This window comes from Streptomyces bambusae (genome assembly GCF_020532645.1).
Taxonomy (GTDB): domain Bacteria; phylum Actinomycetota; class Actinomycetes; order Streptomycetales; family Streptomycetaceae; genus Streptomyces; species Streptomyces bambusae.
This window is the reverse complement of the sequence record NZ_JAJAUZ010000028.1, coordinates 23080-45996: the sequence shown is the minus strand read 5'-3', so window position 1 is coordinate 45996 and position 22917 is coordinate 23080. Positions and strand designations below refer to the sequence as shown.

Here is a 22917-nt window from a genome sequence, read left to right as displayed (position 1 = left end):
AAATCTCGCCGCACAGCCAGGTTCTTTACCGTGTCCGCACGCGCAGTAGCGGCCACTTGACCGTCCGTTCCGCGAAATCGGGCATTAGGCCCAGGAGTTACGAGATGCGCGAAAGCCGCTTGAGGAGCATCGCGGAAGCAACCGGACGGGCACCGGACTTGGCGACCCCGTCGGCCACCTCGCGGTCCGTCGACACCACGACCACCGGCCGGCCGGGCGGCTCGGCCCGCACCAGCTGCCGGATCAACTCGTCCGCCGTCACACCGGGCTTGGAGAACAGCACCCGCACCCCGCGCGGCGGCGCGAGCAGCACCGGCGCCGCCAGCTCCGCCCCGTCGAAGACGCACGTCATCTCGGCACCGGTCTGCGCGGCCAGCATCGACAGCCCGCCCAGCAGCCGCAGCCGCTGCTTCTCCAGCGGCATCGTCGGATAGCCGGTCTTGGTCACGTTGTAGCCGTCGACGACCAGGTGCGCCTGCGGCAGCGCCAGCAGCTGGTCCAGGAGCGCCGGATCGGTCTCCGACAGCGCCCGCGCCGCGATGTCCTTCGGCGTCATCCGGCCCGGCTCCACCGCGTCCACGGTCTCCGCCGGCCGCACCGACACCGGCGGCAGCGCCAGTTCGCGCCGCAGTCCCTGCGCCGACTCCAGCACGGTGTCCAGCAGCAGCCGCACCCGCATGTCCTCGACACTGCGGCCCTCCCGGGTGGCCCGCCGGCTCGCCTCCAGCGCCGCCTCGGCCTCGCCCAGCCGGGACTTCAGCCTCCGGGCCTCGCTCTCGGCAGCCGCGACCTGCCCGGCCGCCTCCGCCCGCACCGCCTCGATCTCGCCGGTCGCCTTCCGCAGCGCCGCCTCACCGCGCTTCACGTCGTTGAGGGCGCTGCGCAGCTTCCGCTGAAGCGATTCGGCTTCCTTCTTGGCGGCGTCCAGCTCCTGGCGCAGCTGCTCCCCGCCGGTCTTCTGCTGCTCCCGCAGCCCGGCCAGCTCGGCGCGCAGCCGCTCCAGCTCCCGCTGGGTCTCCTCGCCGGCCCGCTCGGCGTCGGCCCGTTCGACCTCTTCACCGGCGGCCGCGACCAGCTTGACCCAGCCCGGGGGGCGCAGCACGTACGCGGCTGCCGCCACGTCGAGCGGGTCCGCGGCGGCCGGCGGCACGCCGGACTCCAGCGCCCCCGCCAGTTCGGGCTGGGCCTCCTTCAGCTTCTCGCCGATCCGGCCGCGGAAGACCGGATCGCTCTCCAGCGCGGAGGCCATCGCGTTGCCGGCGAACTTCGCCCGCCGGGTCGGGGTGAACCGGGCGTACTGCCGCAGCTGCGCGGGCAGATCGGCGAGCGTCAGCCCCCCGAACGCATCGGAGACGAAGCCGACGACCCGCCGCCGCACGCCCTCGGGCAACGGGCGGTCGAGCGCCTCGGCGGCGTCGCCGGCGCCGCTTGCAGGCTCCACAATCCGTCACCCCTACCGTCAGAAAACGATCCGGACCCGACCCCCTCAGGAGTCCGTGCCCGGCCTGTCCACGAGCTCGATCTGGTCCACCGCGTTGCACCAGCGGCAGCGGACCGACTCGATGGTCTCACTCACCACCTCACGCTCCTCGACCTTGGGCTCTCCCGCAAGGTCGAGGTGGACGTACTCGACCACCTTCGACGAGCGGGTGACGTCGAACCGGGTGAGGTTGCCGCACAGCGTGCAGCGCCAGCGCGTCGTCTCGGTCGGCAGAGGAACCGTCATCTGGGCGCAGTCTCCTTCGGGTGGGTGCCTGAGTACCGCTCGTTACCCTACGGCCTCCCGGCGTCCCGGCGCGGGCCCCCGTCCTCCATGCGAGACACGGCGGGGCAACCCGCCCCGTTCCTCCCGGTACGCGATGCTCTGAGCATGATCGCACCGGGCAGGGTCAGGCAATGGGGAGCGGGCCCGGTCATCACCCACACCCTGATCGCGGCCTGCTCCCTGATCTTCGTCCTGAGCCCGCTCTCCGGCCTCAACCCGGCCTACGGCACCGGCGACGCGCTCCTCGCCGCGCAGAACGACTACCTCCGCCGCTGGGGCGTGGTCCCCGACGAACTCTTCACCTTCTCCGCCCGCACCGCCCTCACCCCCCTGACGGCCCTCTTCATCCACGGCAGCTGGTTGCACCTGCTCGGCAACATGCTCTTCCTGTACGTCTTCGGCGTCATGACGGAGGAACGCATGGGCCGCGCCGAGTTCACGGCCTTCTACCTGGTCTGCGGCTACCTCTCGCTCGCCGCGTACGCCGCCGCCAACGCGAGCTCCGACCAGACCCTGGTGGGCGCCTCCGGGGCGATCTCCGGCGTCCTCGGCGCCTTCCTCCTCCTCTTCCCCCGGGCCCGCGTGACCAGCCTCTTCCCCTTCCTCCTCTTCCTCCCCCTGCGCTTCCCCGCCTGGCTCGTCCTGGCCTTCTGGTTCGCCATCCAGAGCCTGGCCGCCCACCGCGCCGGCGGCGGCCCCGGCGTCGCCTACCTCGCCCACGTCGCGGGCTTCGCCCTGGGCTCCGCCTACGCGTGGGCCCGCTACCGGCGTACGACTAAAGTGAGCAGCAGCCCAGCCCCGGCCACCGAGGGAGACAACCCGCCGTGATCACCGCTCTCGTCCTCATCAAGACCAGCGTGGACCGGATCCCCGAGATCGCCGAGGCGATCGCCGCGCTGGAGAACGTCAGCGAGGTCTACTCCGTGACCGGCACCTACGACCTGATCGCCCTGGTCCGCGTCGCCCGCCACGACGACCTGGCCGACATCATCCCCGGCCGTATCTCCAAGATCCCCGGCGTCGAGGCCACCGACACGCACGTCGCCTTCCGCACGTACTCCCAGCACGACCTGGAAGCGGCCTTCGCGATCGGGCTCGACGCGTAACCGTTGCACCTGGCCTGCGTGGCTCCGGCCCTGCCCGTGCCGGGCTCGGCCTTCGTGTCCGGCTGCCCGCCGGTGGGGTGCCCCGCGCTCCGCGCGGGGATGTTCTCCCACCCGCACCACCCACTGAGCGCATCCGGATGCGGAGCCGCTGGTGAATGGCCGGGCTTTCGTTGGCGGCCTCCCGCGCCGGTGGGTGCCCCGCGCTCCGCGCGGGTTGGTCTCCCACCCGCACCACCCGTGCAAGGCATCACAGTTGCCGGGCCACTGGTGGGGGGCTGGGGATTCGTTGGCGGCCGTCGCCCGCCGGAGGGGATGGGCCCTTGACGGGGCCGGATGACCCGCTCAGCGCACTTTGTTGACGGCAAGCGTCACACGTCCCCCGGCGGGCATCTGCCCGGCGGAAAACCGCAGGTCACGGGGGCGCCGCCGGGCGAGGGCGCGCACGTGGCGATCGTGGGCGGCTTATGCCCAACCCCTGGCCGGCCCGGTGGCCGCCATACGGAAGTGACTGCGTAGCGATCGAAGGCGCGGGCTCAGCCCGCACCCCGCAGGACTACCGGACACGCCACGGCCGCACCCGTCCCCCTGCCCGTTCCTCCCCCTCCGGGGGGTGCTCGCAGGTCTGGACACCGGCGGCACGGTGGCCGGAGTCAAGGGTGGCCCGAAGGGCCATCGCGCAGCGACGCGACCGAAGGGAGCGCCCTTGACGCCGGCCACCGGGCCGACCGCACCATCAGACCAGCGGGCAACCCCCGGAGCCCCCACAACCCGGCCCGGCCCCGCCACCGCAAACCCCAGACCCCAGACCCCGCCCCACCACGGGGGTGGAGGGCAGATCCGGCCCCGCAGCATCGGGATAGGGGGGAAAGGAAACCCCGCTCAAGGGCAACACCCGCCTACGACACCGCCCAGCAACGCCTACCGGCTACCACCTACCGCCCACCGCCCACCGCCCCCTCACCCCACCACCGCCACGCACCTGCCGCCCTCCGTCCGGTACTGCCACCGCGCCCCGCACTCCACGAGTTCCCGGACCGCCCCCACGAACCGGTCCACGTGCTCGTCGGGGGTTCCCGCGCCGAAGCTCACGCGGATCGCGTTCAGGGACCGTTCCCCCGGCCCGCCTTCGGGGGACCCGCACTCCCCCGCCTCCTGGGGTTCGCTGCCCAGCAGCGTCCGTACCAGCGGGTGGGCGCAGAACAGGCCGTCGCGGACGCCGATGCCGTATTCCGCGGAGAGTGCGGCCGCGAAGTGGGAGCTGTTCCAGCCTTCGACCACGAAGGAGATGACGCCGACGCGCGGGGCGTCGTCGCCGAACAGCGACAGGACCTTGACCGCGGGCACCGCCGCGAGGCCTTCCCGTACCCGCCGGACGAGGGACTGCTCGCGTTCGACCAGCCGGTCGAAGCCGGCTTCGGTGAGGGCGCGGCAGGCGGAGGCGATCGCGTAGACGCCGATGACGTTCGGCGAGCCGGCTTCGTGGCGGGCGGCGGTGGTGTGCCAGGCGACGTCCACGCCGCCGTCTTCCCGCCGTGCGACCTGCCGGGACGCGCCGCCGCCGGCGAGGTACGGCTCGGCCTCCTGGAGCCAGTCGGCACGGCCGGCGAGGACGCCGGAGCCGAAGGGCGCGTACAGCTTGTGTCCGGAGAAGGCGACCCAGTCGACGTCGAGGTCGGCGATCGAGACGGCATGGTGGGGTGCGAGCTGGGCCGCGTCGAGGACGATCCGCGCGCCGTGGGCGTGGGCGGCGGCGGCGAGTTCCCTTACGGGCCAGAGTTCGCCGGTCACGTTGGACGCGCCGGTGACGCAGACGAGTGCCGGACCGTACGGGTCGCGGTCGGCGAGGGCCCGTTCCAGGGTGGCGACGGCCTGGGCGGGGGTCCGGGGCGCGTTGAGGTAGGTGACGTGCGCGTCCCGCCACGGCAGCAGCGAGGCGTGGTGTTCGGTCTCGAAGACGAACACCTGGCAGCCGGCGGGCAGGGCCTGGGCGAGCAGGTTGAGGCTGTCGGTGGTGGACCGGGTGAAGACGACCTGGTCGCCGTCGCGGCAGTCGAGGAATTCGGCGACGGCGGCCCGGCTCTGCTCGAACAGGTCGGTGGACAGCTGCGAGAGGTACCCGGCGCCGCGGTGGACGCTGCCGTAGTAGGGCGCGTAGGCGGCGACGTCGTCCCACACCCGCTGGAGCGCGGGCGCGCTGGCGGCGTAGTCGAGCGCGGCGTACGTGACTTCCCCGCCGGTCACGAGCGGCACGGTCACGTCCCGCCCGAGCACGGGCAGCGGCTGACAGGCGGCGTCGGCATCGCCGGCGCCCACAGCAGAGGCAAGGGCAGAGGAAGACGCAGACGCAGAGGCAGCCCCGGCCCCAGCGCCGGAAACAGCAGCAGAACCAGCAGAATTCAGGTACGCGGACATGACGGTATCTCCCGGGATGGAATGGCTTCAAGAAACCCGCACGAAAGCCGTCGGCGAAAACCGAAGACACCGAGGAAACCCACGCACGGGTAAACCCCCACGCACGCACGCCACACAAAGGAAGGAGGGGCGGCATCGGCCACAAACCCACGGGCCCGCGGAGGAAATGATGAAGAAGGGGCGCTACGCGCCTATCGCATTCGCTTGCTCACGGAAAACGCTCCTCGAATGACCAGGATCCCTGGTGTCGAGGGATCCGCGCTTGCCGGGGACCTTGTGGTCCACGGCCAGGTCATCACCCGGGGCACCCCGCCACGGAAGGAGGGTTGCCGGACAGCAAGCCGGGGCCTGATCGCTGTCACTCGTGACCTACATGCATCCTGCCACAAGATCCCGACACGACAAGGCCCGGTCCACCATTCGGACCGGGCCCTGAGGTTTTTCAGTCGCGCGGAGTCATTTCTGACTGAATCCGACCCACCGTTCCAGTGCCTCCCGGGCGGCTCCCGAGTCGATCGATTCGGCAGCGCGCTCGATCCCTGCCCGAATCCGCTCTTCCAGCGTCCCGGAGCCCAATTCCCCGGCCCCTTCCCCTTCGAGCCCGTCCAGGGCCACGAGCGCCGCCGCGGAATTCAGCAGGACGGCATCGCGCACGGGTCCGGTCTCTCCCGCGAGCAGCCGCCGTGCCACATCGGCGTTGTACGAGGCGTCCGCGCCCCGCAGCGCCGAGATGTCGACGATCTCGATCCCCACGTCCCGCGGGTCGAACGCCTGCGTGTCCACCCGTCCTTCCCGTACCCACCAGACCCGGGAGGTCGCCGTGGTGGTGAGTTCGTCGAGGCCGTCGTCGCCGCGGAACACGAGGGCGGAGGAGCCCCGCTCGGCGAGCACGCCGGCGACGATGGGGGCCATCCGGGCGTCGGCGACGCCGGTGGCCTGGGCGCGGACCTGGGCCGGGTTGGTGAGCGGTCCGAGGAAGTTGAAGGTGGTCCGGATGCCGAGTTCCCTGCGCGCGGCGGCGACGTGCCGCAGGGCGGGGTGGAACTTGACGGCGAAGCAGAAGGTGATGCCGGCTTCTTCGGCCACCTGGGCGACGCGGGCGGGCGTCAGGTCCAGGTTGACGCCGAGCTTCTCCAGGACGTCGGAGGCGCCGCTGGCGGAGGAGGCGGCCCGGTTGCCGTGCTTGACGACCTTGGCGCCGGTGCCGGCGACGACGATCGCGGACATGGTGGAGATGTTGACGGTCTTGGCGCCGTCACCGCCGGTGCCGACGATGTCGACGGTCCGGCCGGGAACCCGGATCAGGTTGGCGTGCGCGTACATGGTGCGGACGAGTCCGGTGATCTCGGCGACGGTCTCGCCCTTGGCGCGCAGGGCCACGGCGAAGCCGGCGATCTGCGCGTCGGTGGCTTCGCCCCGCATGATCCGGTCCATGGCCCAGGCGGTCTCGTCGGCCGAGAGGTCCTTGCCGCCGAGCAGGGCGTCGAGTACGCCCGGCCAGGTCAGGCCCGCCACGCCGTCGCCGCCTGTCGGGGTCGCAACGTTCATGGTCCACTCCTGGGTCCATCGCCGAATTACAGAGGGTGTCGCATGGTCACCCTATCCAGCCCGCAGCACAGCGAAGAGCCCCGTCCAGAGGCTGGACGGGGCTCCTGCTGTGGCGATCAGTTCGTCTCGGAGGGGTCCGGGGACCGCTCCGAGGGGGATCCCGGAGGGAGATCAGTGGTGGCCGTGGCCGCTCTGGATCTCCTTGTACTCCTCGGCCGTGGCCTTCGGAATCTGGTGGTCCTCCCCGTAGTAGCCCTTGCTGAGCTTCACGCGGAGCTTCTCCATCAGCTTCACCTTGCGCTCGACACCGTTCTCGTCGACCGTCGGGCCGATCTCGGCGGGCTTGTACTGCTCGTGCGCGGTGAGGGTGTGCAGCTTGCCAGGCGACAGCGGCTCGTGGACCTCGACGAACTCACCGTGCGGCAGGCGCTTGATGATGCCGGTCTCACGGCCGTGCAGCACCTTGTCGCGGTCGCGGCGCTGGAGGCCGAGGCAGATGCGCTTGGTGATGACGAACGCGATGACCGGGCCGACGAAGAAGCCGATGCGGGCGAACCACGTGATGGCGTTGATCGACAGGTGGAAGTACTGCGCGAACATGTCGTTGCCACCTGCGATGAGCAGGATGACGTACCAGGTCAGCCACGCGACGCCGAAGCCCGTACGGGTCGGCGCGTTGCGCGGGCGGTCCAGGATGTGGTGCTCGCGCTTGTCGCCGGTGACCCAGGACTCGATGAACGGGTAGACGGCGATGGCCGCGAGGACCAGCGGGAAGATCACCAGCGGGATGAACACGCCCAGGACGAGCGTGTGGCCCCAGAGGTTGATCTCCCAGCCCGGCATGGCACGGATGAGACCTTCGGAGAAGCCCATGTACCAGTCGGGCTGTGCACCCGTGGACACGTGGTCCGGGATGTACGGGCCGAGCGCCCAGATCGGGTTGATCGAGGCGATCGCGGAGATGACCGCGATGACGCCGAAGACCAGGAAGAAGAAGCCGCCGGCCTTGGCCATGTACACCGGCAGCAGGGGCATGCCGACGACGTTGTTGTTCGTGCGGCCGGGGCCCGCGAACTGGGTGTGCTTGTGGTAGAAGACCAGGATCAGGTGCGCCACCAGCAGGCCGAGCATGATGCCCGGCAGCAGCAGGATGTGGATCGAGTAGAACCGGGCCACGAAGTCGTGGCCGGGGAACTCGCCGCCGAAGAGGAACATCGACAGGTACGTGCCCACGATCGGCACGGACAGGATCGCGCCCTCCATGAAGCGGACACCGGTGCCCGAGAGCAGGTCGTCCGGCAGGGAGTAACCGGTGAAGCCGGTGAACATGCCGAGGACCAGCAGCAGGAAGCCGAAGACCCAGTTGACCTCACGCGGCTTGCGGAACGCGCCGGTGAAGAACACGCGCATCATGTGCACGAGCATGGCCGCGACGAAGATCAGGGCCGCCCAGTGGTGGATCTGCCGGATGAGCAGACCGCCGCGGACGTCGAAGCTGATGTCCAGCGTCGAGGCGTAGGCCTCGGACATCCGGACGCCCTGCATCGGCACGTACGAGCCGTGGTACACGACCTCGTTCATGCTCGGGTGGAAGAACAGCGTCAGGTACACACCCGTGAGGATGATGATGATGAAGCTGTAGAGGCAGATCTCACCCAGCATGAAGGACCAGTGGTCCGGGAAGATCTTGCGCATGTTCGACTTGGCGAGGCTGTAGATGCCCAGGCGGCCGTCCGCCCAGTCGGCTACGCGCTCGCCCGCCGGCGCTTTGCGCTTGTCGGTAGCGGTCGCAGTGCTCATCCGCGCTCCCAGAAGGCAGGACCGACGGGCTCTTCGAAGTCGCCGAGCGCCTCGAGGAAGCCTTCGTCATTCACGCCGATCCGCAGCTGCGGGAGGGCGTGACCGGCCGGGCCGAAGATGACGCGGGCGCCGTCGGAGAGGTCGAAAGTGGACTGGTGGCACGGGCAGAGCACGTGGTGGGTCTGCTGCTCGTACAGGCTGATCGGGCAGCCGACGTGGGTGCAGATCTTCGAGTAGGCCACGATGCCGTCGTGGGACCACTCCAGCTCCTGCTTGTCCTTGATGTCCTCCGGCTGGATACGGACGATCATCAGGGCAGCCTTGGCGATCTGCTGCATGTAGTCGTGCTGGTCCTCTTCCAGGCCCTCGGGCATGGCGAAGGTCAGCGAACCGACGGCGACGTCCTCGGGACGCAGCGGCTCCATCGTGTTCTGGTTGATGAGCAGCTTGCCCTTGGCCCAGATCGTCTTGCGGAGCTTGTCCTCGGGCAGCGGGCCCAGGTCGCGCAGCAGGACGACACCGGAGAGCGGCACCATGGCCAGCGCTCCGAGCATCGTGTTGCGGATGAGCTTGCGGCGGCCGATGTCGGACTCGCGGGCACCGTCGGCGAAGTCCGCCAGGACCTTGGCCTTGACCTCGGGGGCGGCCTCGATCGGGTGGCGCTCGTCGGCGACCTCGACGTCGGACATCAGGGTGCGGGCCCAGTGGACCGCGCCCGCGCCGATGCAGAAGAGGGCGATGCCGAGCGTGACGCCGAGGGCGAAGTTCAGACCGCTCACGTGGCCGAACGGCCAGATGTAGACGATCTTGTCCACCGGGATCGTCACGTAGGACGCGATGAAGCCGATCGTGGCCAGCATCGACAGCGTGAACAGCATGGCCACGGTGCGCTCGGAGCGCTTGGCCGCCCGCTCGTCGATGTCCTGGATGCGCGGCTTGTGGGCCGGCAGGCCGGGGTCGGCGAACGGGTCGTCCGCCACCGCCACACCACCGTGGTGCGCGTCGCCCTGCTCGGTCGGCAGGTGCTTGTCTTCGGGAATGTCTTGGCTACTCATGACTTCTTGGCCTTAGCGGTGTGGGCCGCGACCCAGACGGCGACAGCGATGAGCGTTCCCAGACCGAAGATCCAGCCGAACAGGCCTTCGCTGACGGGGCCGAGGCCGCCGAGCTTGAGGCCGCCGGGGCTCTCCGACTTGTCGCCGTTGACGGTCTGGAGGTACGCGATGATGTCCTTCTTCTCCTTCTCCGGCATGGTGCTGTCCGGGAAGGAAGGCATGTTCTGCGGGCCGGTGAGCATGGCCTCGTAGATGTGCTTCGGCGAGACACCCTCAAGGTTGGGGGCGTACTTGCCGTGCGTCAGCGCGCCGCCCTCACCGGTGAAGTTGTGGCACTGCGCGCAGTTGTTGCGGAACAGCTCACCACCGCGGGCGATGTCCGCGCCGGCCGGGTCGTACTGCTTCTCGGTCGGCGTGATCGGGCCGGCACCGAGGGACGCGATGTACGCGGCGAGCTGGTCGATCTGCGCCTGGGTGTAGATGTTCTTCTTCTTCGGCACCTGGGCGCCGGGCTGCTGGGCGGGCATACGGCCCGTGCTCACCTGGAAGTCGACGGCGGCGGAGCCGACGCCCACCAGGCTCGGGCCGTCAGATGAACCCTGACCCCCGGACCCGTGGCAGCTTGCGCAGCCCACGGCGTAGAGCTTCTGACCCTCCTCGATGGCGAGGGACTGGGCGGTTTCATCGGCCTGCGCCTTGCCCGCGGGCGCGAACGCGGCGTACAGCCCCCCAGTGGCCGCCAGCGCGAGGAGTAGAACGACGACCGCCGCCAGCGGATGGCGTCGTCGTGCGGAGAGCTTTTTCACGGATTACCCCGGTGTCAGGATCTTCTGCGTCGGTGTTGCTGGATGGATGCCGGGTTCGGACCCGGCGACGTGATCGCTACTTGATCAGGTAGATCGTCGCGAAGAGGCCGATCCAGACGACATCGACGAAGTGCCAGTAGTAGGACACGACGATGGCCGAGGTCGCCTGTTCGTGGGTGAACCTCTTGGCCGCGTAGGTCCGGCCCAGGACCAGCAGGAAGGCGATGAGACCGCCCGTCACGTGCAGACCGTGGAAGCCGGTGGTCAGGTAGAAGACCGAGCCGTACGCGTCAGACGAGAGCGAGAGGCCCTCGTGCTTGACCAGCTCGGTGTACTCGAACACCTGGCCGCCAATGAAGATCGCACCCATGACGAAGGTGATCACGAACCAGGTGCGGAGCTTCTTCACGTCACCGCGCTCGGCGGCGAAGACGCCGAGCTGGCAGGTGAGGGAGGAGAGCACCAGGATCGTGGTGTTGGTCGCCGAGAACGGGAGGTTGAGAAGGTCGGCCTTCTCGGTCCAGAAGTCGGTACCCGTCACCGATCGCAGGGTGAAGTACATCGCGAAAAGGGCCGCGAAGAACATCAGCTCGGAACTCAACCAGATGATGGTTCCGACGCTGACGAGGTTCGGCCTGTTGACCGTCGGGTGCGCGTGCCCGGTATCTACTGTCGTTGCTGTCGCCACGACCGACATTATGTCGGTCGCTTATCCCGCCCTCACCCCGGGGGGTGCCGTTCGGAGTGTCCGGGGGGTGTGCACTGCCCGAACGGCCCAGCAAACGGCCGTCACCGGGGCGTGCGAACCGATGTTGACAGGACGTCGGGAGGAGTACGATCCCGCGCAACATCACTGTGATTCCTGTGACGCGTGGAGGAACGATGCGGGCGACTGCGAGGGTTCTGGTCTACAGCGACGACGCCAACACGAGGGAGCAGGTGCGGCTGGCGTCGGGCCACAGGCCGGCCGCGGACCTGCCGCCGGTGGAGTTCGTCGAGTGCGCGACGCTGCCGGGCGTGTTGAAGGCCCTGGAGGACGGCGGGATCGATGCCTGCGTGCTGGACGGGGAGGCCGTGCCGGCGGGCGGCATGGGCGTCTGCCGGCAGATCAAGGACGAGGTGTTCCGGTGCCCGCCGGTGCTGCTGCTGATCGGGCGCCCGCAGGACGCCTGGCTTGCCACGTGGAGCCGGGCGGACCGTGCCGTCACCCATCCGGTGGACCCGGTGGAGTTCGCGGGCGCGCTGGCGGACGTCCTGCGGACCCGCCTCTCGGTGGATCACTGAGACGGCCGGTGCGGCCCTGCGGGGCCTGAGGAGGCGGTTCGGGGCCCCGAGGGGCCCCGAATGCGTGTGAGGGCCGCTCAGCGGCCTTGTGATCACACCCGGGGGCGCAGCCGGGCGCTGTCGGCGGGGGTGCTGCCGTCCGGGGTGCCGGCGATCAGGGCGCTGCCCTCGCGCCACTTCTTCCAGGGCACGTTCCAGTCGCCGAAGCCGTTCCCGAACGGGTCCATGTCCTCGCCGATGCTGTTGACGACGCGGACGATGTCGCCCTCCTTGATGTTCTCGTAGAACCAGGCGGCGTTGCCGGTGCTCATGCCGGTGCAGCCGTGGCTGACGTTGGCGTAGCCCTGGGAGCCGACGGACCACGGGGCGGCGTGCACGTATTCACCACTCCAGGTGACGCGGGTGGCGTAGTAGACGGGCAGGTTGTAGTACTCGCTGCTGCTCTGGGAGATGCCGACGGTGTCGCCGCGCATCTGGACGAAGTACTGCTTGCCGAGGACCACCTTGTAGCCGTTGCGGGTGGAGAAGCCCGGCTTGCCGGTGGTCACCGGGATGGTGTTGATCACTTCTCCGTTGCGTTTGAACGTCAGCTGGTGCGAGGAGGCGTCGGTTTCGACCTCGACCCGGTCGCCGATCTCCAGCTTCAGCGGCGCCCCGGTGGCCCCGTGCAGGCCGGGGGCGACCTGGATGCCCTCCAGGTTGCTGCGTACGGAGACGGTGGCGTGGGCGGGCCAGTACTCCTTCGGGCGGTAGTGCAGCTTCTTGTCGTCGACCCAGTACCAGGAGCCCTCGGTGCGGGGGGCGGACTCGACGACCAGGGCCCGCTCGACGACGGCGCGGGCCGCCTTGTCGGCGACGGGCTCGCTGAGTTCGGCCGTGATGGGCTGCCCGACGCCGTACGTGCCCGCGTCCGGGCCGAACACGACCTTGAGGAGCTTGTGGGCCGGGGTGGTGTCGAAGGAGAGGGTGCGCTGCCCGGGAGAGCCGTCGGGCTTCTCGGTGCGGACGGTGACGGTGTAGCGGACGCCGGCGGCGAGCGGGGTCGTGCTGTGCCAGCGGTCGCCGTCGGCGGAGAGTTCGCCGGCGAGGCGGCGGCCGTGCGTGTCGGTGACGGTGACGTCGGTGATCCGGCCGTCCTTGCCCTTCGCGGTCACCTCCAGCGGCCGTCCGGGGTCGACGGGGCGGCTGCCGGCCTTCTGGTTGAAGCCGACCTGGTCGGCCGCGTCGTAGGGGCGGGCGGCGAGCGGGCTGCCCTTGGACCCGCACGCCGTGGCGCCGGCTCCGAGGGACGCGACCAGCATGGAGCAGCTGAGGACGGTCCAAAGACGCGGTGTGTGGCTCATGCCACAAACGCTATGAAGATATGACTATTACTGCGCGCGGGGTGACTGCAAACGAGGGGCCCGGACTCCTCGTGACGAGGTGTCCGGGCCCCAACGCGTGCTGCGTGCCCACCGGGTCGTACCGGCGGAGCGGGTCCTACTGGTTCTGGTTCTCACCGCGGTAGTACTCGTACACCCAGCCCCACAGACCCACGAGGATCACCGGAGCGGAGAAGTACATCAGCCACCAGCCGAAGATGACGCCCATGAAGGCCAGGGCGCCGCCGACGGCCAGGGAGAGCGGCTGCCAGCTGTGCGGGGAGAAGAAGCCGAGCTCGCCGGCCTCGTCCGCGACGTCCGCTTCCTTGTTGTCCTGGGCCATGGCGTCGACACGCTTGGCCGTGAAGGCCAGGTAGTAGCCGATCATGACGCTCAGGCCGAAGGCCAGGAAGAGCGCGGTGGTGCCCGCCGGCTCCTTCGACCACACGCCGTACACGACGGCCATGATCAGGATGAACGCGGAGAGCCAGAGGAACATCTTGCCCTGGATCTTCACTTGCCGGCCTCCTTGTCACCGGTGACGGCCTTGGCCGGCTCGCCGTGGTTCTCGAGGTGGTCGAGAGCGGCGATCTCAGGGTGGTGCAGGTCGAACGCAGGGGATTCCGAGCGGATGCGCGGCAGCGTGAGGAAGTTGTGCCGCGGCGGCGGGCAGGAGGTCGCCCACTCCAGCGAACGGCCGTAGCCCCACGGGTCGTCGACCTCGATCTTCTTGCCGTACTTGGCGGTCTTCCACACGTTGTACATGAACGGAAGCATCGACAGGCCGAGCAGGAAGGAGCTGATCGTCGAGATCGTGTTCAGCGCGGTGAAGCCGTCGGCGTCCAGGTAGTCCGCGTAACGGCGGGCCATGCCCTCCGCGCCGAGCCAGTGCTGCACCAGGAACGTGCCGTGGAAGCCCACGAACAGGGTCCAGAACGTGATCTTGCCGAGGCGCTCGTCCAGCATCTTGCCCGTGAACTTCGGCCACCAGAAGTGGAAGCCGGAGAACATCGCGAAGACCACGGTGCCGAAGATGACGTAGTGGAAGTGCGCGACGACGAAGTACGAGTCGGAGACGTGGAAGTCCATCGGGGGCGAGGCCAGGATGACGCCGGTCAGACCACCGAAGGTGAAGGTGATCAGGAAGCCGACGGCCCAGAGCATCGGGGTCTCGAAGGACAGCGAGCCCTTCCACATGGTGCCGATCCAGTTGAAGAACTTCACACCGGTCGGTACCGCGATCAGGAAGGTCATGAAGGAGAAGAACGGCAGCAGCACACCACCGGTGACGTACATGTGGTGGGCCCACACCGTCACCGAGAGGCCGGCGATCGCGATCGTCGCGGCGATCAGGCCGATGTAACCGAACATCGGCTTGCGCGAGAAGACCGGGATGACCTCGGAGATGATGCCGAAGAACGGCAGGGCGATGATGTACACCTCTGGGTGTCCGAAGAACCAGAAGAGGTGCTGCCACAGCAGTGCGCCGCCGTTGGCCGCGTCGAAGATGTGCGAGCCGAACTTGCGGTCCGCCTCCAGCGCGAAGAGCGCGGCGGCGAGCACCGGGAAGGCGAGCAGGACCAGGACACCGGTCAGCAGCACGTTCCAGGTGAAGATCGGCATGCGGAACATCGTCATGCCGGGCGCGCGCATGCAGATGATCGTGGTGATGAAGTTGACCGAGCCGAGGATCGTGCCGAAGCCGGAGAAGGCCAGACCCATGATCCACATGTCGGCGCCGATGCCCGGCGAGCGGACGGCGTCCGACAGCGGGGAGTAGGCGAACCAGCCGAAGTCGGCGGCACCCTGCGGGGTGACGAAGCCGGCCACCGCGATGGTCGAACCGAAGAGGTACAGCCAGTACGCGAACATGTTCAGCCGCGGGAACGCCACGTCGGGCGCGCCGATCTGCAGCGGCATGATCCAGTTCGCGAATCCGGCGAACAGCGGCGTCGCGAACATCAGCAGCATGATCGTGCCGTGCATCGTGAACGCCTGGTTGAACTGCTCGTTCGACATGATCTGCGTACCCGGACGGGCAAGCTCGGCGCGCATGAAGAGCGCCATGATGCCGCCGATGATGAAGAACACGAACGAGGTGACCAGGTAGAGCGTGCCGATCGTCTTGTGGTCGGTGGTGGTCAGCCACTTCACGACGACGTTGCCCGGCTGCTTGCGCCGCACCGGCAGCTCGTTCTCGTACGAGTCGTCAGCTGCCGCGGCACCCTGAGGTTCGTTGAGGATGCTCACAGTTTGTTCGTCTCCGAGTTCCGGGCCGGGTCGGTCAGCTTGATACCGGCCGGGAGGTAACCGGTCTGCCCCTTCTCGGCCAGCTCCTTCAGGTGCGCCTGGTAGCGCTCCGGGGAGACGACCTTCACGTTGAAGAGCATCCGGGAGTGGTCGACGCCGCAGAGCTCGGCGCACTTGCCCATGAAGGTGCCCTCCTGCGTGGGGGTCACCTCGAAGACATTGGTGTGCCCGGGGATGACGTCCTGCTTGAACAGGAAGGGCACCACCCAGAACGAGTGGATGACGTCGTTGGACGACAGGATGAAGCGGACCTTCTCGCCCTTGGGGAGCCAGAGGGTCGGGCCCGGGTTGCCGTTCTGCGGGTTCCGGTCACCGGGGACGCCCTTGGTGTAGACGCCCTCGGCGCCCGCGGGGAAGTCCTTGGTGTACTTGTCCGGGATGGAGGCGAGTTCCTTGGGAACGCGCGGCGCCTTCTCGGCCTCGGCCTTCTCCTTCGCGGACGCGCCCTCGGGCACCTCCACGGGGGGAAGCTGCGGGGTCGCGGGGTCGCCGTCGACGTCCTCGATGTAGTTGAAGCCCCAGCTCCACTGGAAGCCCACCACGTTGATGGTGTGCTTCGGCTTGTCGGAGAGGGCGAGCAGCTTCGACTCGTCACGTGCGGTGAAGTAGAACAGCACCGAAACGATGATGAGCGGGACCACGGTGTACAGCGCCTCGATCGGCATGTTGTACCGGGTCTGCGGCGGAACCTCCACCTTGGTGCGGCTGCGCCGGTGGAAGATGACGCTCCACAGGATCAGGCCCCAGACCAGGATGCCCGTGACGAGGGCGGCCGCCCAGGAGCCCTGCCACAGGGAGAGGATGCGCGGCGCCTCCTCGGTGACCGGAGTGGGCATTCCGAGGCGGGGGAAGTCTTTCCAGGTATACGAGCAACCAGTCGCGGTCGCCAGGACCATACCCGCAGTCAGCGCCTGCAGCAGCTTCCGCCGCATCGGGCGCCGCGGCGAGCGGTCGGAGCCGTAGGGACTCACGTAGCGCCTTCCCGAGAGTCTCGGCCCGCGCGACCGGCTGCGGCCGTCTCGCGGGTCGGTCGCCGGCCCTGACGCGGGCAGGGGTTTGGATGTTTATGCGGACCAAACCCTACTGGACGCTATTTGGGGTCGCGCGGGGAGGGTGCCCAACGCGCCGCGACAGCCCCCGAAGGGGTGGCTCCGCCTTCCGGGGGACGGCTCGCGCGAGCCCGACCGGCGGGCCCGGAGGGCCATCTGACGCCCCCTGACCTGAGGAGCGGGGTGCGCGGCGTAGCGTGCCCACATGCCGTACTTCGACTCCGCTTCCTCTGCTCCGCTGCATCCCGTCGCCCGCCAGGCCCTGGTGGCCGCGCTCGACGAGGGGTGGGCGGATCCGGCCCGGCTGTACCGGGAGGGGCGGCGGGCCAGGCTGCTCCTGGACGCCGCCCGGGAGGCCGCGGCGGAGGCGGTGGGGTGCCGTCCGGACGAGCTCGTGTTCACTCCTTCGGGGACACGCGCGGTTCACCTCGGCGTCCGGGGGGCGCTCGCGGGACGCCGGCGGGCCGGCGGGCATCTGGTCGTATCGGCGGTGGAGCACTCCTCCGTGCTCCATGCGGCCGAGGCGCACACGGCGGGCGGCGGGACTCTGACCGAGGTGCCGGTGGACCGGACGGGTGCGGTGGCGGCGGAGTCGTTCGCCGCGGCGCTGCGGGCCGACACCGCGCTGGCCTGCCTGCAGTCCGCCAACCACGAGGTGGGGACGGTGCAGCCGGTCGAGGAGGCCGCGGCGGCCTGCCGGGCGGCTGGGGTGCCGCTGCTGGTGGACGCGGCCCAGTCGCTGCCGTGGGGGCCGGTGCCGGGCGACTGGTCGCTGCTGGCGGGGAGCGCGCACAAATGGGGCGGGCCGGCCGGGGTGGGGCTGCTGGCGGTCCGCAAGGGGGTCCGGTTCGCTCCCCAAGGGCCGGTGGACGAACGGGAGTCGGGGCGGTCGGCGGGGTTCGAGAACATCCCCGCGATCGTGGCGGCCGCGGCCTCGCTGCGGGCGGTACGGGCGGAGGCCGAGGAGGAGGGGCGGCGGCTGCGGGTCCTGGTGGACCGGATCCGGCGGCGGGTGGCGCGGCTGGTGCCGGACGTGGAGGTGGTCGGGGACGCGGAGCGGCGGCTGCCGCACCTGGTGACCTTCTCCTGTCTCTACGTCGACGGGGAGATCCTGCTGCACGAGCTGGACCGGGCCGGGTTCTCGGTGTCGTCCGGGTCGTCCTGTACGAGCTCCACGCTGACGCCGAGCCATGTGCTGCGGGCGATGGGGGTGCTGTCGGAGGGGAACGTGCGGGTGTCACTGCCGCCGGGCACCTCGTCGGACGACGTGAACCGGTTCCTGGAGGTGCTGCCGGGGGTGGTCGCGGGGGTGCGGGAGCGGCTCGGGGTGCCGGTCGCCGGGACCGATGCCGAGCCCGTCGCCGAGTCGGTGGTCGTCGACGCGCTCGGGCTGCGGTGCCCGCAGCCGGTGATCGAGCTGGCGAAGGTCATCTCCACCGTGGCGGTGGGGGGTGTCGTCACGGTCGTGTCGGACGACGAGGTGGCCCGGCTGGACATCCCGGCGTGGTGCGCGATGCGGGGGCAGGCGTACCTGGGCGAAGCGCCGGCGGACGGCGGCGGCGTGGCGTACCGGGTGCGGCGCCGGGTGTGACCCCGCACCGCACGGGGCTCCGCCCCGGACCCGCGGGTCCGGGGCGGAGCCCCGGTGCTCAGACGGTCAGGTGGGCCTGGACCTCGGCGGCGGCCTCGTCGCCGTACGCCTTGGTGAAGCGGTCCATGAAGTGCGCCCGGGCCAGGGTGTACTCCTGGGTGCCGAGGGTCTCGATGACCAGCGTGGCCAGCATGCAGCCGACCTGCGCGGCCCGCTCCAGGCCGACGCCCCAGCCGAGGCCGGTCAAGAAGCCCGCGCGGAACGCGTCGCCGACGCCGGTCGGGTCGACCTTGGCGTTCTCCTCGGGGCAGCCGACCAGGATCGGGTCGTGGCCGGCCCGCTCGATCTTGACGCCCTGGGAGCCGAGGGTGGTGACGCGGGTGCCGACCTTGGCGAGGATCTCGTCCTCGGTCCAGCCGGACTTCGACTCGATGAGGCCCTTCTCGTACTCGTTCGAGAAGAGGAAGGTCGCGCCCTCCATCAGGGTGCGGATGTTCTCGCCGTCCATGCGGGCGATCTGCTGCGAGAAGTCGGCCGCGAACGGGATCCCGCGGGTCCGGCACTCCTCCGTGTGGCGGAGCATCGCCTCGGGGTCGTCGGCGCCGATCAGGACCAGGTCCAGGCCGCCGACCCGGTCCGCGACGGACTTCAGCTCGATGAGGCGGGCCTCACTCATGGCGCCGGTGTAGAAGGAGCCGATCTGATTGTGGTCCTTGTCCGTGGTGCACACGAAACGGGCCGTGTGCAGGACCTCGGAGATGCGCACGGAGGCGGTGTCGACGCCGTGCCGGTCGAGCCAGGCACGGTACTCGTCGAAGTCGTACCCCGCGGCGCCGACCAGGATGGGGCGGGCCCCGAGCTGGCCCATCCCGAAGCAGATGTTCGGGCCGACGCCGCCCCGCCGCACGTCGAGGTTGTCGACGAGGAAGGAGAGGGAGACCGTGTGCAGCTGGTCCGCGACGAGCTGGTCGGCGAAGCGGCCGGGGAAGGTCATGAGGTGGTCGGTGGCGATGGAGCCGGTGACTGCGATACGCACGGCGTGGATGCTCCTGCGAGGGGCGGAAGGGGACAGTCAACGCTACCCGCTCCTGCCCGCTCCCGGGCACGGTGCGAAACTACCCCGTAGTAGCCCTTTCTTCGCAGAGAGCGCCGTGCTTACCGTGCCCGCATGAGGACATACCCCGACTCCGCCATGTCCACCGCCGGACCGGCGGCCGGTTCCGGCCTCGCCGGCCTGATCGGCGACTGCACGCGGATGGCCCCGCACTGGGCGGTGCCCGCCGGACCGGCCCCCGTCCGGGTGACCCCCGACCGGATCCACGGGATCACCGTCCCGCCCTCCTCGGCCCGCCTGATCGCCGGTACGGCCGCGTACGGCGACTGAGGGCCCGGGAACCGGATAGCGTCCGGGTCCGTCCCATCTGCACCACGGACGGCGAAGGAGCAATGCGGTGACCGGAGAACCCACCTCAGGGATGCGACGGCGGCCTTCGGTGGCCGTCGCCTCGATCGCGGCCGCGGTCCTGCTCGCGGGCGGCGGTACGGCGTACTGGGCGAGCACCGCGTACGGGGACCCCGCCGCGCCGCGCAGCGCGGCCGCGGCGGACACCCGTACGGCGGATCCCACCACTCCCCCGCCGGGCATCGCGCCCGGGGAGCCGGACCCGTCGGGCCACGGGGTGGTCTACCGGGCGGCCGGGAAGCTCCCGGAGGGGCCGGGGCGGGCGTACGCGTACCGGATCGCGGGGGCGGTGACGCAGGACGGGGTGGCCCGGCTGGCGTCCGCGCTCGGCGTGCCCGGCGTGCCGCGGGAGTCCGGCGGGCTGTGGCGGGCGGGCGTGGCCAAGGACGGCTCGGGCCCGCGGCTCCAGGTGTCGGCGCAGGCCCCGGGCGCCTGGTCGTTCAGCCTGTTCCAGACGGGCGGCTCGGACGACTGCGAGCGCGGGAAGGACACCTGCGGCCCTGCGGTGCTGCCGGAGGGCGGGGCGGACGGCGCCGGCACCCCGGTGGGCGAGGAGGCGGCGAAGGCGGCCGCGAAGCCGGTGCTGGCGGCGGCCGGGCTGGCCGGGGCGAAGCTGGACGCGTCGGTGGTGCTGGGATCGGCCCGGGTGGTCACGGCCGACCCGGTGGTCGGCGGGCTGCCGGTGCACGGCTGGTCCACGAAGGTGCACATCGGCCCGGACGGGCAGGTCGTGAGCGGCAGCGGTGAGCTGTCGGCGCCGGTGCGGGGCGACGAGCAGCAGGTGCTGTCGGCGGCGCGGGCGCTGGAGCGGCTGAACGCGGGCGCGCCCAAGCCGTCGATCGGCGGCTGCGCCACGCCGGTCCCGGACGCGGCCGTCGCACCGGACGCGGTGGCGGACCCGGCGGTGCCGTGCCCGCCCGGTTCCGGCACGCCCGGCACGCCCGGCCCGGCGCGGATCGAGCGGGTGACGGGTGCGGTGCTGGGGCTGACGCCGTCGGCAGACGGCGGTACCCGGCAGCTGGTGCCGGCCTGGCTGTTCTCGGTGGCCGGGCGGGACGGCGGCCCCGGGCACGTGGTGGCGCAGCCGGCCGCGGCGGCCGGGGAGACCCGGCCGGAGGTGCGGACCGTGCCGGGGTTCTCGTACGAGCACCGCGGCGGGAAGCTGACGGTGCACTTCTGGGGCGGGGTGTGCAGCACGTACGCGCTGGAGGTGCGGGAGCACCCGGCGTCGGTGACGGTGCGGGTGACGGAGACCAATCCGGACCCGGACCGGGCCTGCATCATGATCGCCCAGGAGATGTCGCTGTCGGCGGTGCTGGAGCAGCCGCTGAACGCGAAGCGGGTGGTCGACGGCACCACCGGCGATCCGCTGCGCCGGCAGTAGCGGGCGGCCGGCGGGGCCGGAACGCGAGAAGGGGCGGCACCGGGATTCCGGTGCCGCCCCTTCTGCGCGTGCCGCGGTTGCGGGGGTGCGCTTAGCTGAACGAGTCGCCGCAGGCGCAGGAGCCGGTGGCGTTCGGGTTGTCGATCGTGAAGCCCTGCTTCTCGATGGTGTCCACGAAGTCGATCGAGGCGCCGCCCAGGTAGGGGGCGCTCATGCGGTCGGTGACGACCTTGACTCCGTCGAAGTCCTTCACGACGTCACCGTCGAGGGAGCGCTCGTCGAAGAAGAGCTGGTAGCGCAGGCCGGAGCAGCCGCCGGGCTGGACGGCGACGCGGAGCGCCAGGTCGTCCCGGCCTTCCTGCTCCAGCAGGGCCTTGACCTTGGCGGCGGCGGCGTCGGACAGGAGGATGCCGTCGCTCACAGTGGTCTTGTCGTCCTGAACGGACATCTGCATTCACTCCCGAAGTGGGGCGGCTCCCCGCCGGGGCAGGGAAACGTCGGACTCTTGCCGTCGGTGGCAACCGACGGGGCCGCGGATTCATTCCGGGCCTGACGCTTGTTTCAGACATTCATGCTCGCACACCGGGACGGAGGGGTGGACCCCCTCGCGAGCCGCCCGCGAATTCGTCACATCGACACTATCGGCATCGTCAAAGTGACGTGAAGCGGTTATGATAGATAACGTCAACTAGACGAGAAGTCGCAGAAGTCGCCTAGCCGCAGACCTGCGGACTCCCAAGTCGCAGAACAGAAAGGGTGCGTGTCGTGACCACCGCCCAGCCTTTGGACGTCCAGCCGACGCCCCTCGCCCTGCTGCTGCTCGGCCGCGAAGCCGACCCCAAGAGCGAGCGCGGCGTGGAGTGCCCGGGCGACCTCCCCTCGCCGTCCGACCCGGACCTCGTGGCGCGCGCCCGCGCGGCCAAGGAGAAGCTCGGGGACAAGGTCTTCATCCTCGGCCACCACTACCAGCGTGACGAGGTCATCGAGTTCGCCGACGTCACCGGCGACTCCTTCAAGCTGGCCCGCGACGCCGCCGCCAAGCCGGAGGCCGAGTACATCGTCTTCTGCGGCGTGCACTTCATGGCCGAGTCCGCGGACATCCTGACCACCGACGACCAGATGGTGGTCCTGCCGGACCTGGCCGCGGGCTGCTCGATGGCCGACATGGCCACCGCCGAGCAGGTCGCCGAGTGCTGGGACGTACTGACCGAGGCCGGGATCGCGGACGTCACCGTGCCCGTCTCGTACATGAACTCCTCCGCCGACATCAAGGCCTTCACCGGCAAGCACGGCGGCACCATCTGCACCTCGTCGAACGCGAAGAAGGCGCTGGACTGGGCCTTCGAGCAGGGCGAGAAGATCCTCTTCCTGCCGGACCAGCACCTGGGCCGCAACACCGCCGTCCGCGACATGGGCATGTCCCTGGACGACTGCGTGGTCTACAACCCGCACAAGCCGAACGGCGGGCTGACCGCCGACCAGCTGCGCGCGGCGAAGATGATCCTGTGGCGGGGTCACTGCTCGGTGCACGGCCGCTTCAGCCTGGACTCGGTCAACGACGTCCGCGAGCGGGTCCCGGGCGTCAACGTGCTGGTGCACCCCGAGTGCAAGCACGAGGTGGTGGCGGCCGCCGACTACGTGGGCTCCACGGAGTACATCATCAAGACGCTGGAGGCGGCCCCGGCCGGCTCCAAGTGGGCCATCGGCACGGAGCTGAACCTGGTGCGCCGCCTGGCGAACCGTTTCGCCGCCGAGGACAAGGAAGTCGTCTTCCTCGACAAGACGGTCTGCTTCTGCTCCACGATGAACCGCATCGACCTGCCGCACCTGGTGTGGACGCTGGAGTCGCTGGCCGAGGGCAACCTGGTCAACCGGATCCAGGTCGACAAGGAGACCGAGAGCTTCGCGAAGCTCGCGCTGGAGCGGATGCTCGCGCTGCCGTAGTACGGCGGGCGGCCGGCGGCCGGCCGCTCCCGGGCACCGG

21 protein-coding genes and 1 riboswitch are annotated in these 22917 nt (G+C 70.1%); of the genes, 7 read left to right on the top strand and 14 right to left on the bottom strand.

Annotation, left to right across the window (positions count from 1 at the left end; translation table 11 throughout):
• Window positions 1–97 precede the first annotated feature (97 nt).
• Window positions 98–1444, bottom strand: coding sequence for an NYN domain-containing protein (locus LG634_RS20290; protein WP_226735362.1), 1347 nt, complete (start codon window positions 1442–1444; stop codon window positions 98–100).
• Between the two features lie 42 nt (window positions 1445–1486).
• The gene (locus LG634_RS20285; RefSeq protein ID WP_226735310.1) at window positions 1487–1726 is read right to left on the bottom strand and encodes a hypothetical protein; all 240 of its coding nucleotides are present in this window, start codon (window positions 1724–1726) and stop codon (window positions 1487–1489) included.
• A 144-nt stretch (window positions 1727–1870) separates the two neighbouring features.
• Between LG634_RS20285 and LG634_RS20280 the strand changes: the two genes are divergently transcribed.
• Both LG634_RS20280 and LG634_RS20275 read left to right on the top strand, forming a co-directional pair.
• Window positions 1871–2593, top strand: coding sequence for a rhomboid family intramembrane serine protease (locus LG634_RS20280; protein WP_226735309.1), 723 nt, complete (start codon window positions 1871–1873; stop codon window positions 2591–2593).
• Window positions 2590–2871 carry an Lrp/AsnC family transcriptional regulator gene (locus LG634_RS20275; protein WP_226735308.1) on the top strand — a complete coding sequence of 94 codons (282 nt, stop codon included), beginning with the start codon at window positions 2590–2592 and terminating at the stop codon, window positions 2869–2871. The genes LG634_RS20280 and LG634_RS20275 overlap by 4 nt, the downstream gene beginning before the upstream one ends.
• A 957-nt stretch (window positions 2872–3828) precedes the next feature.
• Here the strand turns inward: LG634_RS20275 and LG634_RS20270 are convergent.
• From LG634_RS20270 to ctaE, 6 genes are all read right to left on the bottom strand, one after another.
• Window positions 3829–5283 (bottom strand): aminotransferase class V-fold PLP-dependent enzyme, encoded by a 1455-nt coding sequence (locus LG634_RS20270; protein WP_226735307.1) that lies wholly within the window; start codon window positions 5281–5283, stop codon window positions 3829–3831.
• Between the two features lie 253 nt (window positions 5284–5536).
• Window positions 5537–5653, bottom strand: a riboswitch (SAM riboswitch).
• An 86-nt stretch (window positions 5654–5739) separates the two neighbouring features.
• Window positions 5740–6831, bottom strand: coding sequence for an anthranilate phosphoribosyltransferase (trpD, locus tag LG634_RS20265; protein WP_226735306.1), 1092 nt, complete (start codon window positions 6829–6831; stop codon window positions 5740–5742).
• A 171-nt stretch (window positions 6832–7002) separates the two neighbouring features.
• A complete protein-coding gene (gene qcrB, locus LG634_RS20260) occupies window positions 7003–8631 on the bottom strand; it encodes a cytochrome bc1 complex cytochrome b subunit (protein ID WP_226735305.1) in 1629 nt (542 codons plus the stop codon).
• Window positions 8628–9686: a cytochrome bc1 complex Rieske iron-sulfur subunit gene (qcrA, locus tag LG634_RS20255; protein WP_226735304.1), complete on the bottom strand. Its 1059-nt coding sequence runs from the start codon at window positions 9684–9686 to the stop codon at window positions 8628–8630. Before qcrA ends, qcrB begins: the two co-directional genes overlap by 4 nt.
• Window positions 9683–10492, bottom strand: a complete 810-nt coding sequence (gene qcrC, locus LG634_RS20250) for a cytochrome bc1 complex diheme cytochrome c subunit (protein ID WP_226735303.1) — start codon at window positions 10490–10492, stop codon at window positions 9683–9685. The genes qcrA and qcrC overlap by 4 nt, the downstream gene beginning before the upstream one ends.
• A 76-nt stretch (window positions 10493–10568) precedes the next feature.
• Complete coding sequence (gene ctaE / locus LG634_RS20245; RefSeq protein ID WP_226735302.1) at window positions 10569–11189, bottom strand: aa3-type cytochrome oxidase subunit III; 621 nt, start codon at window positions 11187–11189, stop codon at window positions 10569–10571.
• 185 nt (window positions 11190–11374) lie between these two features.
• Here ctaE and LG634_RS20240 point away from each other — a divergent pair, with 185 nt between their 5' ends.
• On the top strand, window positions 11375–11776 hold the full coding sequence (locus LG634_RS20240; RefSeq protein WP_226735301.1) for a hypothetical protein: 402 nt from the start codon (window positions 11375–11377) through the stop codon (window positions 11774–11776).
• A gap of 92 nt (window positions 11777–11868) precedes the next feature.
• Here LG634_RS20240 and LG634_RS20235 read toward each other — a convergent pair whose 3' ends face one another.
• The 4 genes from LG634_RS20235 to ctaC form a co-directional block, all read right to left on the bottom strand.
• Complete coding sequence (locus tag LG634_RS20235) at window positions 11869–13119, bottom strand: L,D-transpeptidase (protein ID WP_226735300.1); 1251 nt, start codon at window positions 13117–13119, stop codon at window positions 11869–11871.
• Between the two features lie 136 nt (window positions 13120–13255).
• A complete protein-coding gene (locus tag LG634_RS20230) occupies window positions 13256–13654 on the bottom strand; it encodes a cytochrome c oxidase subunit 4 (RefSeq protein ID WP_226735299.1) in 399 nt (132 codons plus the stop codon).
• Window positions 13651–15387, bottom strand: coding sequence for an aa3-type cytochrome oxidase subunit I (gene ctaD / locus LG634_RS20225; RefSeq protein WP_226735298.1), 1737 nt, complete (start codon window positions 15385–15387; stop codon window positions 13651–13653). Before ctaD ends, LG634_RS20230 begins: the two co-directional genes overlap by 4 nt.
• Window positions 15384–16418, bottom strand: a complete 1035-nt coding sequence (ctaC, locus tag LG634_RS20220; RefSeq protein ID WP_226735297.1) for an aa3-type cytochrome oxidase subunit II — start codon at window positions 16416–16418, stop codon at window positions 15384–15386. Before ctaC ends, ctaD begins: the two co-directional genes overlap by 4 nt.
• Before the next feature lie 283 nt (window positions 16419–16701).
• On the opposite strand from ctaC, the gene LG634_RS20215 reads away from it, so the two are divergent.
• The gene (locus LG634_RS20215) at window positions 16702–18087 is read left to right on the top strand and encodes a cysteine desulfurase/sulfurtransferase TusA family protein (protein WP_226735296.1); all 1386 of its coding nucleotides are present in this window, start codon (window positions 16702–16704) and stop codon (window positions 18085–18087) included.
• A gap of 58 nt (window positions 18088–18145) precedes the next feature.
• On the opposite strand, the gene LG634_RS20210 is transcribed toward LG634_RS20215, so the two are convergent.
• On the bottom strand, window positions 18146–19123 hold the full coding sequence (locus tag LG634_RS20210; protein WP_226735295.1) for a carbohydrate kinase family protein: 978 nt from the start codon (window positions 19121–19123) through the stop codon (window positions 18146–18148).
• 132 nt (window positions 19124–19255) lie between these two features.
• Between LG634_RS20210 and LG634_RS20205 the strand changes: the two genes are divergently transcribed.
• Window positions 19256–19471, top strand: a complete 216-nt coding sequence (locus LG634_RS20205) for a hypothetical protein (RefSeq protein WP_372482464.1) — start codon at window positions 19256–19258, stop codon at window positions 19469–19471.
• A gap of 67 nt (window positions 19472–19538) precedes the next feature.
• Window positions 19539–20933, top strand: coding sequence for a hypothetical protein (locus LG634_RS20200; RefSeq protein WP_226735294.1), 1395 nt, complete (start codon window positions 19539–19541; stop codon window positions 20931–20933).
• Window positions 20934–21024: 91 nt separating this feature from the next.
• On the opposite strand, the gene LG634_RS20195 is transcribed toward LG634_RS20200, so the two are convergent.
• Window positions 21025–21381, bottom strand: coding sequence for a HesB/IscA family protein (locus tag LG634_RS20195; RefSeq protein WP_125640545.1), 357 nt, complete (start codon window positions 21379–21381; stop codon window positions 21025–21027).
• Window positions 21382–21689: 308 nt separating this feature from the next.
• Here LG634_RS20195 and nadA point away from each other — a divergent pair, with 308 nt between their 5' ends.
• Complete coding sequence (gene nadA / locus LG634_RS20190; protein ID WP_226735293.1) at window positions 21690–22877, top strand: quinolinate synthase NadA; 1188 nt, start codon at window positions 21690–21692, stop codon at window positions 22875–22877.
• The last annotated feature ends 40 nt before the right edge of the window (window positions 22878–22917 follow it).

Excerpts from the sequence above, each read along its gene's own strand:
- LG634_RS20285 (WP_226735310.1), bottom strand. The coding sequence starts at position 1,726 with ATGACGGTTCCTCTGCCGACCGAGACGACGCGCTGGCGCTGCACGCTG.
- LG634_RS20280 (WP_226735309.1), top strand. The coding sequence starts at position 1,871 with ATGATCGCACCGGGCAGGGTCAGGCAATGGGGAGCGGGCCCGGTCATC.
- LG634_RS20270 (WP_226735307.1), bottom strand. The coding sequence starts at position 5,283 with ATGTCCGCGTACCTGAATTCTGCTGGTTCTGCTGCTGTTTCCGGCGCT.
- trpD (WP_226735306.1), bottom strand. The coding sequence starts at position 6,831 with ATGAACGTTGCGACCCCGACAGGCGGCGACGGCGTGGCGGGCCTGACC.
- qcrB (WP_226735305.1), bottom strand. The coding sequence starts at position 8,631 with ATGAGCACTGCGACCGCTACCGACAAGCGCAAAGCGCCGGCGGGCGAG.
- qcrA (WP_226735304.1), bottom strand. The coding sequence starts at position 9,686 with ATGAGTAGCCAAGACATTCCCGAAGACAAGCACCTGCCGACCGAGCAG.
- ctaE (WP_226735302.1), bottom strand. The coding sequence starts at position 11,189 with ATGTCGGTCGTGGCGACAGCAACGACAGTAGATACCGGGCACGCGCAC.
- LG634_RS20240 (WP_226735301.1), top strand. The coding sequence starts at position 11,375 with ATGCGGGCGACTGCGAGGGTTCTGGTCTACAGCGACGACGCCAACACG.
- LG634_RS20235 (WP_226735300.1), bottom strand. The coding sequence starts at position 13,119 with ATGAGCCACACACCGCGTCTTTGGACCGTCCTCAGCTGCTCCATGCTG.
- LG634_RS20215 (WP_226735296.1), top strand. The coding sequence starts at position 16,702 with ATGCCGTACTTCGACTCCGCTTCCTCTGCTCCGCTGCATCCCGTCGCC.
- LG634_RS20205 (WP_372482464.1), top strand. The coding sequence starts at position 19,256 with ATGAGGACATACCCCGACTCCGCCATGTCCACCGCCGGACCGGCGGCC.
- LG634_RS20195 (WP_125640545.1), bottom strand. The coding sequence starts at position 21,381 with ATGTCCGTTCAGGACGACAAGACCACTGTGAGCGACGGCATCCTCCTG.